This window comes from Mucilaginibacter sp. P19, assembly GCF_050632265.1.
Taxonomy (GTDB): Bacteria; Bacteroidota; Bacteroidia; order Sphingobacteriales; family Sphingobacteriaceae; genus Mucilaginibacter; species Mucilaginibacter gossypii.
The window spans coordinates 5,274,329-5,290,029 of record NZ_CP192586.1 but is presented as its reverse complement, the minus strand read 5'-3'; the positions used below and the strand labels follow the sequence as shown (position 1 = coordinate 5,290,029).

Annotated in this window: 15 protein-coding genes and 1 pseudogene; 6 read left to right on the top strand and 10 right to left on the bottom strand. The window is 43.1% G+C overall.

The features are described 5' to 3' along the window. From ACQ86K_RS25840 to ACQ86K_RS25825, 4 genes are all read left to right on the top strand, one after another. Entirely contained in the window at positions 1-1,005 is a 1,005-nt protein-coding gene (locus ACQ86K_RS25840) for an arabinan endo-1,5-alpha-L-arabinosidase (RefSeq protein WP_256337391.1), read from the top strand. 216 nt (positions 1,006-1,221) lie between these two features. Further along, complete coding sequence (locus ACQ86K_RS25835) at positions 1,222-2,199, top strand: glycoside hydrolase family 43 protein (RefSeq protein WP_091165736.1); 978 nt, start codon at positions 1,222-1,224, stop codon at positions 2,197-2,199. Between the two features lie 210 nt (positions 2,200-2,409). After that, on the top strand, positions 2,410-4,347 hold the full coding sequence (locus tag ACQ86K_RS25830) for an alpha-amylase family glycosyl hydrolase (protein ID WP_091165739.1): 1,938 nt from the start codon (positions 2,410-2,412) through the stop codon (positions 4,345-4,347). 167 nt (positions 4,348-4,514) lie between these two features. Then, complete coding sequence (locus ACQ86K_RS25825) at positions 4,515-4,706, top strand: cold-shock protein (protein ID WP_090528875.1); 192 nt, start codon at positions 4,515-4,517, stop codon at positions 4,704-4,706. A 134-nt stretch (positions 4,707-4,840) separates the two neighbouring features. On the opposite strand, the gene hemH is transcribed toward ACQ86K_RS25825, so the two are convergent. The 10 genes and pseudogenes from hemH to ACQ86K_RS25775 form a co-directional block, all read right to left on the bottom strand. Further along, a complete protein-coding gene (gene hemH / locus ACQ86K_RS25820; RefSeq protein WP_091166956.1) occupies positions 4,841-5,860 on the bottom strand; it encodes a ferrochelatase in 1,020 nt (339 codons plus the stop codon). A 259-nt stretch (positions 5,861-6,119) separates the two neighbouring features. Then, the gene (locus ACQ86K_RS25815; RefSeq protein WP_091165742.1) at positions 6,120-6,806 is read right to left on the bottom strand and encodes a fatty acid desaturase; all 687 of its coding nucleotides are present in this window, start codon (positions 6,804-6,806) and stop codon (positions 6,120-6,122) included. A 28-nt stretch (positions 6,807-6,834) separates the two neighbouring features. Further along, entirely contained in the window at positions 6,835-7,686 is an 852-nt protein-coding gene (locus ACQ86K_RS25810) for a 4-hydroxy-3-methylbut-2-enyl diphosphate reductase (RefSeq protein ID WP_091165745.1), read from the bottom strand. Between the two features lie 93 nt (positions 7,687-7,779). After that, positions 7,780-8,286 (bottom strand): carotenoid biosynthesis protein, encoded by a 507-nt coding sequence (locus ACQ86K_RS25805; RefSeq protein WP_431199044.1) that lies wholly within the window; start codon positions 8,284-8,286, stop codon positions 7,780-7,782. Between the two features lie 148 nt (positions 8,287-8,434). Then, entirely contained in the window at positions 8,435-9,136 is a 702-nt protein-coding gene (locus ACQ86K_RS25800) for a glycosyltransferase (protein WP_431199043.1), read from the bottom strand. Beyond that, positions 9,117-9,524, bottom strand: coding sequence for a glycosyltransferase (locus ACQ86K_RS25795; RefSeq protein ID WP_431199042.1), 408 nt, complete (start codon positions 9,522-9,524; stop codon positions 9,117-9,119). Before ACQ86K_RS25795 ends, ACQ86K_RS25800 begins: the two co-directional genes overlap by 20 nt. Positions 9,525-9,527: 3 nt before the next feature. After that, the gene (locus ACQ86K_RS25790) at positions 9,528-10,154 is read right to left on the bottom strand and encodes a 1-acyl-sn-glycerol-3-phosphate acyltransferase (RefSeq protein ID WP_091165753.1); all 627 of its coding nucleotides are present in this window, start codon (positions 10,152-10,154) and stop codon (positions 9,528-9,530) included. A 122-nt stretch (positions 10,155-10,276) separates the two neighbouring features. After that, on the bottom strand, positions 10,277-10,900 hold the full coding sequence (locus ACQ86K_RS25785; protein ID WP_091165755.1) for a lysophospholipid acyltransferase family protein: 624 nt from the start codon (positions 10,898-10,900) through the stop codon (positions 10,277-10,279). 2 nt (positions 10,901-10,902) lie between these two features. Continuing rightward, positions 10,903-11,712, bottom strand: a complete 810-nt coding sequence (locus ACQ86K_RS25780) for an alpha/beta fold hydrolase (RefSeq protein ID WP_091165758.1) — start codon at positions 11,710-11,712, stop codon at positions 10,903-10,905. A 221-nt stretch (positions 11,713-11,933) separates the two neighbouring features. Further along, a pseudogene (locus tag ACQ86K_RS25775) lies at positions 11,934-13,183 on the bottom strand (3-deoxy-D-manno-octulosonic acid transferase). 153 nt (positions 13,184-13,336) lie between these two features. Here ACQ86K_RS25775 and ACQ86K_RS25770 point away from each other — a divergent pair. Together ACQ86K_RS25770 and ACQ86K_RS25765 are read left to right on the top strand one after the other, a co-directional pair. Next, on the top strand, positions 13,337-14,653 hold the full coding sequence (locus tag ACQ86K_RS25770) for a UDP-glucose dehydrogenase family protein (protein WP_091165765.1): 1,317 nt from the start codon (positions 13,337-13,339) through the stop codon (positions 14,651-14,653). Then, the gene (locus tag ACQ86K_RS25765; RefSeq protein ID WP_091165770.1) at positions 14,650-15,633 is read left to right on the top strand and encodes a UDP-glucuronic acid decarboxylase family protein; all 984 of its coding nucleotides are present in this window, start codon (positions 14,650-14,652) and stop codon (positions 15,631-15,633) included. The genes ACQ86K_RS25770 and ACQ86K_RS25765 overlap by 4 nt, the downstream gene beginning before the upstream one ends. Positions 15,634-15,701: the final 68 nt, after the last annotated feature.

Sequence of the window (15,701 nt, the reverse complement as noted above, 5' to 3'; positions counted from 1 at the left end):
TTGAAAAAGATCCTATTGATCATATCCTTATTGTTCCCGGGCATTTTCTGCAATGCCCAGGAACTAAGGACTGATATATCGGTACACGACCCGGTAATGACCCGACAGGATAGTACGTATTACATCTTTTGTACGGGCAACGGCATTGCTATGTGGTCGTCAAGTGATAGGGTACATTGGAAGGCCGAGAAACCGGTGTTTGCAACACCCCCGCAATGGGCGGTTGATGCTATTCCCGGTTTTAAAGGGCACATTTGGGCGCCGGATATTTCGTTTTATAATGGGCTGTATTACTTGTTTTATTCAGTATCGGCCTTTGGCAAAAACACTTCGGCCACAGGTTTAGCAACCAATACTACATTACATACCAATGATCCGGCATATAAATGGATTGATCATGGCAAGGTAATTCAATCCATCCCAGGCAAAACCAACTGGAATGCCATCGACCCTAATTTGATTACCGACAAAGACGGTACGCCATATTTAGTTTTCGGCTCGTTTTGGGATGGATTAAAACTGGTAAAACTGAATAAAGACAGGTTAAGCGTTGCGGAAAATATTGATAACATTCCAACCATTGCCACACGCCGAAAAGTAGCAACGGAAAACCTCCCAGCTGTTGACGGTAATCCTGTTGATGCAGGAGGCAATGCCATTGAAGCGCCGTTTATTTTTAAACACGATCAATACTTTTACCTGTTTGCCTCGATAGATTATTGCTGCAAAGGACCGAAGAGTACTTACAAAATGATTATCGGTCGCTCGAAAAAACTGAAAGGGCCATACCTGGATAAAGAAGGCATAGCCATGAACAAAGGTGGCGGTAGTATCCTGCTGGCCGGCGATAAGGATTGGTACGGTGTTGGACATAACGGTGTAAGTACCTTTGACGGCGCGGATTACATTATTTTCCACGGCTATGATGCAGCCGATAGAGGGATTTCGAAGTTGAGGATAGAGAGGCTGGATTGGATTGATGGATGGCCGGTGATAAGGAAATGAATACCTACTTATAGTTATTGCTTATAACTTAGTCGCCACCGCTCGGCTCCAGCCGGGTGGTAACGATCAAGCGGCCTTTGGCCGCCGACGCAGGAGTAGCAGGCCAGAGGCCTGGGAATAAAAGCCATTCGGCTGGAGCCGGGCGGCGGCTGTTATTGTTGAACCCAGCGCAGGTTAAGCTTCCTCGCCTGAAATCTGTTGCATTAACATTACAATATGAAAACATCACAATACCTGATCGCATTAGGCCTGGCACTTGGCAGCCTGACATATGCCAATGCCACAACCCGCGATACCACATTCCATGCCGATGGTAACCCCATTATCAGGCACAAGTATACTGCCGATCCGGCGGCTATGGTTTATAAGGATAAGGTATACCTGTACACCGGGCATGATGAAGCTGCGCCCGGTCATAACGGCTATACCATGCACGACTGGACCTGCTTCACTACAACCGATATGGTGAACTGGACAGAGCATCCTTCGCCTATGAATGTTAGGGAGTTTAAATGGGCTAAGGATGATGCATGGGCTTCGCAGGTGATAGAACGGAATGGCAAGTTTTATTGGTATGTGGCTGTTGAACATGGCACTATTCATGGCAAAGCTATTGGCGTGGCGGTATCTGACAGTCCGTTAGGGCCGTTTAAGGACGCCCGTGGCAGTGCTTTGGTTACCAATGATATGACCAAGGCCGTAAAGCATTCATGGGATGATATTGACCCGACGGTTATTATTGATAAAGGCGGGCAGGCCTACCTGTTTTGGGGAAACGGCATTTGCTATTATGCTAAACTTAAAAGCGACATGACCGAGCTTGACGGGGAGATTAAAACGATTACCCTGCCGCATTATACAGAAGCGCCGTGGATCCATGAGCGTAATGGCTGGTATTATCTTTCATATGCCTATGAGTTCCCCGAAAAAATAGCGTATGCTATGAGCCGGAATATTAACGGGCCATGGGAATATAAGGGGATTATCAATGAGATTGCTGGAAACTCCAATACCAATCACCAGGCTATTATTGAGTTTAAGGGCAAATGGTATTTTATATATCATAACGGAGCGTTAGTGCCTGATGCGGGCAGTTTTCACCGTTCCGTTTGCATCGATTATTTGTATTACAATAAAGATGGAAGTATTAAGCGGGTGGTAATGACCAGCGAAGGAGTTAGGCCGGCGAAATAATTAGTCCCACTCAAGCCTTCTCCACCGGGGAGGGCTTTGAAGTTTTCCCTACATGATAGTCCAAAGGGAGAATTATTCCGATTGATAAGTACATAATTTAATGAAAGGTAACTTTACCAATTATTTTACTGATATTGCGTTGCGTACGTTTGGCCTGTAAACCAACCGGCTACCAGCTGTTTTACCGCAAAAAACCAATTATAATAAAATATGATCATTAAAAATGTTTACTTATTACTTGCCGGACTTTTATTGGCCGGTTTTACTTCATGCAAAAAGAAAGAAGTTTTGCCGGGCAATTCCGGGAACGTTCCCGGTGATACGGTGGTAAACACCGGAAAGGCGTTGCCGGCTGGTGCAAAAGATGGGGTTACTTTTATCAATTCGGGTAAATCGGTAATTTTTAACCTGTATGCGCCGGGCAAAAAATCCATATCAGTAATAGGTGATTTTAACGGTTGGGATGTAAATGATACCAAGGCCGTGATGAATAACACACCCGATGGCAAACGCTGGTGGGTACAAATTGATAACCTCGATCCCGCTGCTGAATATGGTTATCAGTTTTATATTGATAAATCATTGAAGGTAGCTGATCCATATACCGAAAAGGTGCTTGACCCTGATAACGATTCATACATTTCTTCAGATACCTATCCCAACTTAAAAAAGTATCCAGCCGGGAAAACTACCGGTAATGTAAGCGTTTTTCAGGCCAGTCAGCCTGCGTACAGCTGGAAAAACACCAGCTTTACCCGTCCCGATAAAAAGAACCTGGTTATTTATGAGTTATTGGTTCGTGATTTTATTGACGCCCATAACTATCAAACCCTTACAGATACGCTGAAGTATCTCTCAAACCTGGGAGTTAATGCTATTGAACTGATGCCTTTTAATGAGTTTGAAGGCAATCTTTCATGGGGCTATAATCCGTCTTTTTATTTTGCACCTGATAAATACTACGGTACCAAAAACGCCTTGAAAGCTTTTATTGATGAGTGCCACTCGCGGGGTATAGCGGTTATCCAGGATATAGTGCTTAATCACTCCTTTGGCCAATCGCCAATGGTACAAATGTATTTTAATACAACAGCGGGCAAACCTGCGGCCAACAATCCCTGGTATAATGTGGACCCAACGCATCCTTACAATGTAGGTTACCAGTTTAACCATGAAAGCGCCGACACTAAATATTTTGTAAAAAACGTGCTCAAATTCTGGATGACGGAGTATAAGATAGATGGTTTTCGCTTCGACCTTTCAAAAGGTTTTACCCAGGTTAACTATGGCACGTCTGATGCAGCCGTGAACGCATGGAGCCAATATGATGCCAGTCGTGTAGCCATCTGGAAAGATTATAACAACTATATAAAAAGCATCGATAATAATAACTTCTACGTAATACTGGAACATTTTGCGGCTAACCAGGAAGAAAAAGAACTGGCCGGCGAAGGCATGATGCTTTGGAACAACCTGAACTATAATGCCAATGAAGCTACTATGGGCTGGCTAACCAACTCCAATTTTCAGGGTTTGTTTTATGATCAGCATACGTTTACGCAGCCGTATAACCTGGTAGGCTACTTTGAAAGCCATGATGAGGAACGCCTGCAGTTTAAAAATGAAAGCTATGGCAATGCGGTTGGCAGCTACAATGTAAAAGATAAAAACACAGGTTTGGCGCGCGAAGAAATGGCAGCCGCGTTCCTGTTTTCGGTTCCGGGACCTAAAATGCTGTGGCAGTTTGGGGAGCTTGGTTATGATGTAAGTATTAACCAGGGAGGCCGCACCAGCAATAAACCTATCTACTGGAACTATAATACCGACCCTAACAGGAGGCATTTATATGGTGTTTATGCAAAGATGATTAAGATGAAGGAAAAGAACGCTGTATTTGCCTCAACCAATTATACTTATGATCTTGCCGGTCCCATTAAAACAATCCAACTAAAAGATGCCGGCGCGAATGTTGAGGTGGTAGGCAATTTTGACGTGGTGCTGCAAACCGGCAGTATCAGCTTCCCGGCTACCGGAACCTGGTATGATAACATTAACAAAACCAGTATAAGTGTAACATCATTGCCATATTCCATGACGCTGCAACCCGGCGAATATCATGTTTACAGCAGTGCTCCTTTACAGCAATAACCAGGTTAAAACACTAAGTGTTAAGGCTTCCGGGAGTTGACAAATGCTGTTTTAAGAGGTAGTTTTTAACAGGAAATTACACTTCTGAAAACTATAAACGTGTAATGGCCTTATTTTTAATTGATTGTTAATAATTAATGTTACCTTTGTAGTAATTAAATAAAAATATAATGCAAGGAACAGTAAAATTCTTTAATGAAACCAAAGGTTTCGGATTTATTACACCAACTAATGGTGGTGCCGAAGTTTTTGTACACGTCTCAGGCCTGATCGACACTATCCGTGAAAACGATAGCGTTACCTACGATGTAGAGCAAGGCAAAAAAGGCTTAAATGCGGTAAATGTAAAAGTAGGTTAAACTATCAATTATATAAAAATCGTACAGCATCTGTTCAGCAATGGGCAGATGCTTTTTTTATGCAATAAAAAAGCCTAACATATGCTATAAAACAGCTCCGTTAGGCAATAATTATATTCAACAGGGGAGTTTTCCTAAGAAGGCTTTACCATCTGCACTAAGGCATCAATAAATTTAGGTGCATCATTCAAACTCTCAACCAGTTGCACATGCTCACCGCCGAGAGCTTTAAACTCGTCACCATATTCGGTAGTTACTTCATATACGGTTTCAAGGCAGTCAGCTACAAAGGCGGGGCAAAATACCAGGAGACGTTTTTTACCTTCGCCGGCCAGTTTGGCTACAATTTCGCTGGTGTAAGGCTGCACCCATGGGTCATTGCCCAGGCGCGATTGAAAGCAGATGGTATATTTCTCTTTCGGAATGCCCATTTTTTCAGCTATCAGTCTCGCCGTATGATGTGATTGTGCCGAATAGCAAAACCTGTTGGCATCAGTAAGCGTTTCGCAGCAGCCGGCCGATTTAAGGCAGTGGTTATGCGTATGGTCTGCTTTAATCAGCTGCCTTTGCGGCAGTCCGTGAAAGCTAAATAAAACGTGATCGTACGTTTCGGGATTATATTTTTGAGCGTTATCAGCAAAAGTTTCAATCATCAGCTCATTATCGTGGAAAGAGTTGATGAACGTAATATTTGGCGATGTTGGCCATTTGCCAACAATGTCCATCACCTTTTCATAAACAGACCCGGTACTGGCCGAAGCATATTGCGGAAACAAAGGGATTACCTGGATACTTTCAACAAGGGCTGCTTTCAGCTTCTCCAAAGCCGACTCGATAGAAGGATTTTGGTAACGCATAGCCAGCTCAACCATATAGTCATCGCCAAGGCGCTGTTGTAAAGCCTGCTGTTGTAAAACACTGTAATGTAACAGTGGTGAGCCTGTTTTAGGGTCCCAAATGGCTTGGTACAATTTGGCCGATTTAGGTGCCCTGAACGGAACAATAAGGCCTTTGACTAAAAGAGTGCGTGAAATGGCCCCGATATCAATAACCCGCGGATCCATCAAAAACTCATTCAAATAACGCTTTACATCTGCTGTGCTGGGGCTATCCGGGGTGCCCAGGTTAACCAGTAAAATTCCTTTTTTAGCCATAACTGTAGGCGCAAAAATAGCAAAAAATGCTCCGTAAGTTATGACGGTGGTCACAATTTACAAATAAATGAGGTGTAAGATAAGTGAATGTTTGAAAGTAGAAATTGAATTTAGGAATTGTGTTATTTGTTTTTAAGGAGATATGTTGATAAGGAATTTAGCGTATCAGCATTTTTATATGATTAGGGCGTTGCCTGCGGCCGGGCTCTACGCTCATACTGCACGGGCGTTAGTCACAGGCCGGTATCCGCTCCGATCCCTAACGCGGGTTGGATTTAACAACTTTCCACAATCTCCACCATGGTACACCCGGCGATTCATGGTGCTCATAATGATAACCAAAAAAATAGCAGCTAAAAAATGCAGCCAAATGATTACGGCGCTGGCTCCGGGCAAAGTGCCGGTTATCGTGTTCGCCTTTATGGGGCTGATATGTACCGAAGTAAAATAACTGTAATGTGCTCAGCAATGATGGTACAACCCAAAACATAATCAGGTTTGGCTGTGGGATCCAGATCTTCAGGATATTGAATACAACAGCCATCACCACAATTTGCCATATGGACAGGTAATTGCGGATAAATTGTACATACCATGCAAAAAAGCTGCCCTGGTGATAATCCGGATCTTCATGGGTATGTACGTGGCTATGGTGCTTGTGGTGTTTTGTGTACAATTGGGGGTACCAGAACGAGGCATATAGGAAAGTGCTGAGGTAACCCACAAAGTTATTTAAGCCCCTATCGGGCGAAACTGTACCATGCATAGCATCGTGAGCGGTGATGAACAGCCCGGTATAAAGGTGCATTTGCACCAGCATCAGTACATAAACAAGAGGATTGCTGAAGCTGAAATGCCATTGCATCAGTAATGTAATACTTGTTGCCCAGCAGCCAATTACCAGCGCGGCCACAAATAAACCAATATTTGATGGACTTTTTTGCATGTTACCTATTACAGCAAAAAGCGTGCTGTTAAAAGCTTTCTATAGCGGCTTTTACTTTCTGCATCAGCCACATGGGTGTTGATGTTGCACCGGCAATACCAATGGTATCATTTGGCGCAAACATGTTTTTATCCAGTTCGTCGGTTGAGGATATGAAGTAAGTATTGGGGTTGTGCTTGCGGCATACTTCATACAATACCTTACCGTTTGATGATTTTTTGCCCGATACAAAAACAATCTTATCAAAGCGCGTTGCAAATTTGGGCAGGTCTTTATCCCGGTTACTTACCTGACGGCAAATAGTATCATTAGCCTTAAGGTCGTAGCCGCGTGAAATAAGCTCATCTTTAACCGAGTAGAATTTATCCATACTCTTGGTGGTTTGGCTATACAGCGTAATGTTGTGCGGCAGTTCTACATTGTCAAGCTCGGCAATATCCTGGAAAACTATTGCTTCATCATTAGTTTGTCCCTGCAGGCCAATCACTTCTGCATGACCGTGCTTGCCAAAAATCAGGATCTTCTCGTTCGAGTCGTATGAGGTTTTGATGCGGTTTTGCAGTTTAAGCACTACCGGGCATGAGGCATCAATAAGGGTGATGTTATTCTCTAAAGCCGTACGGTAGGTGTCGGGAGCTTCGCCATGGGCACGGATGAGCACCTTTTCATTATGGAGATCTTTAAGCTGGTCGTGTTCAATGATGCGAAGGCCTTTTGCTTTCAGGCGTTCAACCTCTTCGTCATTATGCACAATATCGCCAAGGCAGTACAGGTAGCCGTCTTCTTCTAAAATCTCCTCGGCCATATCAATGGCATAAACCACCCCAAAGCAAAAGCCCGAATCCTGGTCAATAGTAACTTTTAACTGATAATCTCCCATGGTGCTGTAAATTTACGGCAAAAATAACCGTTGATTGTAATGATTGCGTTGATTTTGATGATTATTATATCACTAAATAGTTGATCCCTTAGCTCAATAAACCAAATTCAAAACAGCAAAAAATAAAAACTGCGCAATCAGTAATGTTGGGCCAACAATGCTTTGCCGTTTAAATTTAAACTGCTCAAATATAAAAAGCAACAATGCACTCAGCACAAACCAGCAAACATAGTTTTTAAACGGAACGCCAGCATCCAGCCAATGCCAGTAATCAAAATGTATGGCAATAGGCTCAATCAGCACATCGAGCAGGGTAAGGATCATAGCTCCTGAAAGTATTCTAACCAATGTACTTTTTAGGCGGCTTCGCTGCAGGGTAATGCCCGCGGCATAGACCAGCAGGAACCAATTTACCCCGATCATCAAGGGAATTTCAAATAGTTTAATGCCAAGTGTTCTGCCATATTGATAATGCCCGAAGAGCCAACCGGTATGTACACCGATGTATTCGGCCATGAAGCCGATGCCGAAGGCGGTCAATGCAAACAGCAGAAACCTGCTGTCGAAATTGTCATAACTATAAATGATAATCCCAAGCATCAATAGTAAATGCCATGGTACCAGGGTTATAAATAATACGGTTAATGAGGGGATAATAAAGCCTATCAACCCTACCAGGTGAAACAGGAAAATAACTATGATACAGATCCTGTTTTTTTCTGGACAGCATTATCGGATGCTATGGGTTTCAAATTTTTCGCCCTTTCCACATCGTGGTTTTGGTGAGATACCTTTGGATGGATAAAACAGCTACGACAAGCAGGCTAAACATTTGAGCAGGATGTAAAAGGATGTTATACTCCGCTTTTTGACCGGCCGAAAGGGAGATCATGATCCGCGTAAGAAAAATAAGGCCTGCGGTAAAAAGTATCAGCGGCATGTTCAGGGTTGTCATGATAATCAGCGGACCGGCAATAGTGATGGTAATGTACACCAAAAAACCAATGATGCTGTAGTTAAAAGCCGCCAGGAAATTTTTACTGAACCCATTTATAGCTTCGCCATATCCCCGGTACATACGGCAGCTGATCATGCCGTTGGCCAGCAGGGCCTCGCCATTATAACGCTCCGCTTTTATGAGGCGCATGATCTCCACGTCTTCCACCACCTTGTTTTTTACCGCTTTGTGCCATTGGTGTTTATGATAAATGGCAGCATCAAACAACATAAACTGACCGCTGGCGGCCGCTACTGAGGCGTTTTTTAATATATATACCAGGCGTAAAGGCAGCAGGTTTAGCAATATGAAATGCATGAGAGGCACTACCAGGTTCTCGCCGAGGGTAAGCATGGTTTGATTGCTGAACAGGCTTAATAAACCCAGTTGGTGCAAATGCATACGGTGCACAGCACTGTTGATAAGGCGGTTACTAACCTGTTCTGTCGGCATCCAAAAACAGCAGATATTTACCATCGGCCTGTTTAGCCATTTGGTGGCAGGCGTAATTTTTCCCCATCCAGCCATCTGGTAATTTACCTCCCTTTAACACCCTGAAATGAGGGTGCCCGGCGGCAAATTCAGTACAAACCTGGTAAGTATCATCGCTTGAATCATCGTCATAAATAATAACCTCGTAGTTGTTATAGTCCTGCCGATGGATGGAATTTAACAGGGTTAATATGTTTTCGGCCTCGTTACGTGCAGGGACCAGGATAGAAACTTTATCCGAATAATACCGCCCTATATGGGGCAGTTTGGGGTTGGAGATATAATTGAATAGCGTTACCGCAAACCTGAGTATGATAAAAAAGAGGGTTATTAATATAGCTATGGTCACTTTTTATATATCAAATTCGGTTTGCAGTAATTTGGAGGCTTCATAATGCCTTTGATAAGCTTCCTGTAATTTACTTATGCTTTTACCGGTGTAATTTTCTGGTTCGCTTTTTAAATAAACGGTTGCCGTTGCCTTTTTATGTTTAAAGTACTGAATAAAAGTTGAAGCAAAAACGAGCTGGAAATTCCCATTTGCTTTTTCAATGATCCTCATAACCCCTTTTTCAAAGTTTATGCCGGTAACAAAGTTAGCATACAGTTTGCCCTGTGGAAATATCAAAACCAAATTTGCCGGATCGGTAAGCAATCCGGCCGCATAGTCAAGGGACTGGATGATACTTTTTGAATCTTTTTTTACCGAAAAAGCACCGGCAAATTTCAGGAAGCGCTCGCTACGGGCAGTCTCTTCCAGGATCATGACATGTAACTTTTTCTTTAGCAATTTATCGTTTACGCAGTATAATATCAACCCATCCCAAAAACTAAAGTGGTTGCCTATCAGCAGCACCGATTTATTTTTATCAATTACAATGTCGTTAAACAACAGTTCATGAAACGTTTTGCCAACTATCCATTTAACATAGTAATGGACAATACGGGTCATGAAAAAGTTTTCTTTATTGCGGATCATATTTTACACGAATGTATTGCATGTCGGCGACAATTTTATCGAATTACACGAAATTTGCTGATGGCTTATCAAATGAAATTAGTGCCAATTCGATATAATTCGAAACATTTGTGCTGATATAATTAGTGTTCCATATTGATCTGGTTTTTTAACGCTTGCTGATGTGCGTTATTAATGTTCTCCTTCAACTGCTCAAAACTAAGTTCGCCGGCAACACCTAAATCAAACAAATGGACATAGGCGCGGGGCTTCAGGCTTTCAAAGTAATCGATCAGGGTACAATGATAAACCACCTGGCAGGGGCCTTTTATCTGTCGCATCAGTTTATAAACACCGGTTTCAACACGTATAAATGTTTCATGGTTTGAATAGAGCTCGCCCTGCGGAAATATCACGATAAGATTATCAGGATCATTTAATATCCCGGCCGAGTAACTGAGCGAGTCGAGTATCGCCCTTGACCCCTTTTGAATGGAGTAGGCACCAATGTATCGAAAATAACTATGCTGATCGAACTGGTCCTGCTGCATCATGATGTAAAATTGCTTTTTGAGATCATAAACAGCTGTCCGGTTAGCAATGAAACCATCCCACCAGCTAAAATGATTGGTCAAAAGCAATATTGAATGGCCCGGGCGTGGCTCAAAGGGCTGTACATTAACCTCTTTAAAATTACGGCCGATCCACCATTTTACACAACGGATGAATAATTTACTCCAAAATTTCTTTTTACGCGAAGGTACCATGTTTATTTAACTAAATACTCGTCAAGTGCCTTTGTAACCAACCAGTGCCCAAGTTCAATTTCATGCACTTCGGCATTATGAAGCATTCCTAAAAATGGCATTGCCGCCGATTTAGGGAATAGTTTATCATGCCTGCCAAATATCAGCAAACATTTAATTTTATGCTGATTGATTAGTTGTGCTACTTTCTGCACATCAGGCTTTAACTGCCTGATCAAATTTAGGGTATAATAGGTGTCAAGCCGTTTTTGTTCGGTATCAATTTCATTATAAGCTATGCGGTAAAGGCTTTCGTCAATAGCGCCAACGGTTTTCATGCTTTTAACTAAAAAAGGTGCCAGCCATTTGCTTTTTGTGGCCGTACGGAAAATTGCGCGTCCAAGCGTATTATGCAATATAAAATGAAAGCCTTTAAATACAGCAAGGCCATCAGGGGCCATTAAAATGATGTCATCAATCATATCGGCATATTCTTCAACCAATATCAGGGCCAGGTTGGCGCCTATAGAATAGCCCATTACCGAAAAACGTTGCCGGCCGTAAAGCTTAAACCATTCTTCCATGTAGCCGCTTACCATGGTTTTGGGCATCCCGGCCACGATCTGTTGTTCTGTCCAGCCATCCAGCCTGCTTTCGCCGTGAAAAAAGTGATCGAAACCATAGATGTGATATTGGGGTAGGATGGATTGATCAAGTACATGAAACTGTTTCCCAGTCATGCCATAGCCATGAAAGGCCAGCAGCGGTTTTTGACCGGTACCATACTCGTGAAAATGTGCTTTGCCCAAGCCGGGCAGATGTAAAAAACCCATTAAGGCAATATTAAGAATTTATGGCTTTTGTACAGTAAACGGCCATGTTTTGTTTTGAATGATGGAATAGTCTTTTTATAAAATTGTCATTTCGATGAACGGCGAAGGGCGCGAAGCTGGGTGTGAAGAGAAATCTTCTGCTTCCTGCAAATCCACCATACATGGTTTACTTACCGGGTGTACAATTTCTCACTCGTTCCTCATATCATTAATGGCATTTTTTATTTATCGATATACTTCATGATCATTTCCGTAGCCCCTACATTTTCCTTCACATAATTAAATACCTTTTTACGGGTAATATTATAAAACGCCTCGTCATTAACCAGTGTGTCAACAATATCTTTTAATTCTGTTTCATTGCTGATGCTAAAACCGGCATTAATGGCTATAAGTTCCTTGGCTTCGTTAAATTTCTGATAATTGGGGCCAAAAATAACCGGCAGACCGAACGCGGCTGCCTCCAGGGTATTATGAATACCCACACCAAAGCCGCCACCTATGTAAGCAACGTCGGCATAAGCATAAAGCGATGAAAGCATGCCGATATTATCTATCACCAGCGATTGAAGATTGTTAGATGTAAGCGATTGGTTAATAAAATCTCCTGACTTTAAGCCTTCTGCCTCAGTTCTTAGCTGAGAAAAAGTGATCGCATTTCCCTGCGGAAGCAACTCTATCAAGTTATTAATCTTTTCTTCCGGTATTTCATGCGGAGCGAAGATGAATTTCCAGTCGGGATACTGGCTTACTAATTTGGTTAATATATTCTCATCCTGTGGCCAGGTGCTGCCTGCTATAAATAACTTGTGACCGTTTTTAAATTGTTGTATCAAAGGCAGCACTTTAGGGTTTTGTGCATTTGCCCAAACGCGATCAAACCGGGTATCGCCGCTAACTGATGTGTTAGTAATACCGATACCTTTCAATAACTGCGTAGATGCCTCATCCTGTAAAAAGAAGTGCGATACCAGACTTAGGATTCTGCGATTAAAACCGCCATACCATTTAAAAAACACCTGTGTGGGTCTGAAGATGCCTGATACGATATACAGGGGGATATTACGCTTGTTTGCTTCATTAAAAAAATGGAACCAGTACTCGTATTTAGTAAAAATGACAATCTCGGGGTTAATGGCATCAATAAACCTGCGGGCGTTTCGGGCAGTATCCAAAGGCAGGTAGTAAACATAGTCCGCAAGGGAGGTGTTTTTCCTGATCTCATATCCCGAAGGGGAAAAAAAGTGACTACTATTTTCTTTTTGGGGTGTAAATTTCTCATTGCTTCCAGTATCGGCCTTCCTTGCTCAAATTCGCCAAGTGAAGCAAAATGAAACCAAATACTGCTTTCTATACGTACAAAGACAGGATTTTTACGCCCTGCAACCCAAAGTTTTGCCTTGTTGTTAAACAATGCGGCAAAACGGATAAAAAGGGAATATAATTTGATACCTATATTATATAATAACATCAATTTTAACGCTGAATGATTATCTTAGCCGGGCATAAAAGTAATAACAATAATTACAATATTAGTTTATGGCCCGCCCGGTGCTATAATAAGTCGGTTATATGATTGATCATACAAATATTGCTTACTTAAATTTAAAACACATTTAACACTATGAAAATTGCAGTAATTGGTACGGGCTATGTAGGCCTGGTAACGGGAACTTGTTTAGCCGAAACGGGAAATGAAGTAACCTGTGTAGATATCGTGGAAGAAAAAGTAAACAAGATGCGGAATGGCGAAATGCCGATCTATGAACCGGGTCTTGATATTTTATTTCTGCGTAACATTAAACAGGAAAGACTAACCTTTACCACTAATCTTGCCGAAGCAATAGCCCCGGCCAAAGTGATCTTTTTGGCGTTACCAACGCCTCCGGGAGCCGATGGAGCAGCCGATTTGAGTTATGTGCTTGGCGCGGCAAAAGATATCGCCAAACTGATCACCGAATATAAAGTGATCGTAACCAAATCAACGGTACCTGTAGGTACGGCAGATAAGGTAACCGCAGTGATGAAAGCCAATACCGATGTTCCCTTCGCTGTGGTATCCAACCCCGAGTTTTTACGCGAAGGCGTAGCCGTAGAAGACTTCATGAAACCGGATAGGGTAGTGATCGGTACAACGGACGAAAAAGCCCGCCAGGTAATGGGCGATTTATATGCACCTTACGTGCGCCAGGGTAACCCTATATTATACATGGACGAACGCTCATCCGAGCTAACCAAATATGCAGCCAACTCATTTTTAGCCACCAAGATCACGTTCATGAACGAGATTGCAAACATGTGCGAGCTGGTAGGGGCGGATGTAGATATGGTACGCAAGGGGGTAGGAGCAGATGGCCGTATTGGCAAACGCTTCCTGTTCCCAGGTGTGGGGTATGGGGGCAGCTGTTTTCCTAAAGATGTGCAGGCCCTGTCAAAAGCAGCCGAAGAAAATAAATACGACTTCAAGATCCTCAACTCGGTGATGGAAGTGAACGAAAATCAGAAGAAACGGCTGGTAGTTAAAATGCGTGAATATTATGGCGAAGGCGGACTGAAAGGAAAACATTTTGCCCTGTGGGGACTGGCTTTTAAACCGGAAACCGACGATATCCGCGAAGCACCAGCACTGTACATTATCGATGAGCTATTAGCAGCCGGGGCGACAGTAACCGCCTACGACCCGGAAGGCATGCCAAACGTTAAAAAACTACTTGGCGATAAGATAAGCTATGCCACCAATCGGTACAATGCCCTTGAAGATGCAGATGCTTTGCTGATTGTGACCGAATGGCCGGTATTCCGTACGCCAGACTTTGACTTTATGAAGGAAAAGCTGAAGTCGCCGGTGATCTTTGACGGGCGTAACCTGTATGACCTGGACAGGATGAAAGATTATGGATTTTATTATAACAGTATAGGCCGTAAAACAGTAGCAATATGACAGAAAGAAAAAGGATCCTGATTACAGGAGCGGCCGGTTTTTTAGGCTCGCACCTGTGCGACAGGTTTATTAAGGAAGATTATCATGTGATCGGGATGGATAACCTGATCACCGGCGATTTGAGGAATATCGAACATTTGTTCAAACTGGAGAACTTTGAGTTTTATAACCATGACGTATCCAAGTTTGTTTATGTACCGGGCGAACTGCATTATATCCTGCATTTTGCCTCACCGGCCAGCCCGATAGATTATCTGAAAATTCCGATCCAGACATTGAAAGTAGGTTCACTGGGAACCCATAACCTGCTGGGGCTGGCCCGGAACAAGAAGGCACGGATGCTGATCGCCTCCACATCGGAAGTATACGGCGACCCGAACATCAACCCTCAGCCAGAGGAATATTGGGGTAATGTAAACCCGGTAGGCCCGAGAGGGGTGTATGATGAAGCCAAAAGATTCCAGGAAGCTATTACCATGGCTTACCATACCTTCCACGGGTTGGAAACCAGGATCGTTAGGATTTTCAATACTTATGGCCCAAGGATGCGACTGAATGATGGAAGGGTGTTACCGGCTTTTATAGGGCAGGCACTGCGGGGCGAACCGCTGACCATGTTTGGCGACGGCTCACAAACGCGGTCGTTTTGCTATGTAGATGACCTGATAGAAGGGATCTACAGATTATTGCACAGCGATTACGCCCAGCCGGTGAATATCGGCAACCCTGATGAAATCACGATAAAACAATTTGGCGAGGAGATCATTAAGCTGACGGGTACCAACCAGGAGCTGATCAGCCTGCCTTTGCCAACAGACGATCCGAAGCAACGCCGCCCGGATATTACCAAGGCCAAAGCTATATTAGGCTGGGAGCCAAAAGTATCCAGGAGTGAAGGTTTGAAGATCACCTTAGAATACTTCAAGTCGTTGCCCGAACATGAAATAAACCATAAAGACTTTACCTATTACAATAAGTAAAGGTAACCAGGCCGGAAATTAATTTTTTTGGCCTTTTTTATAATATAAAAGCGGATGAATTGTCACAA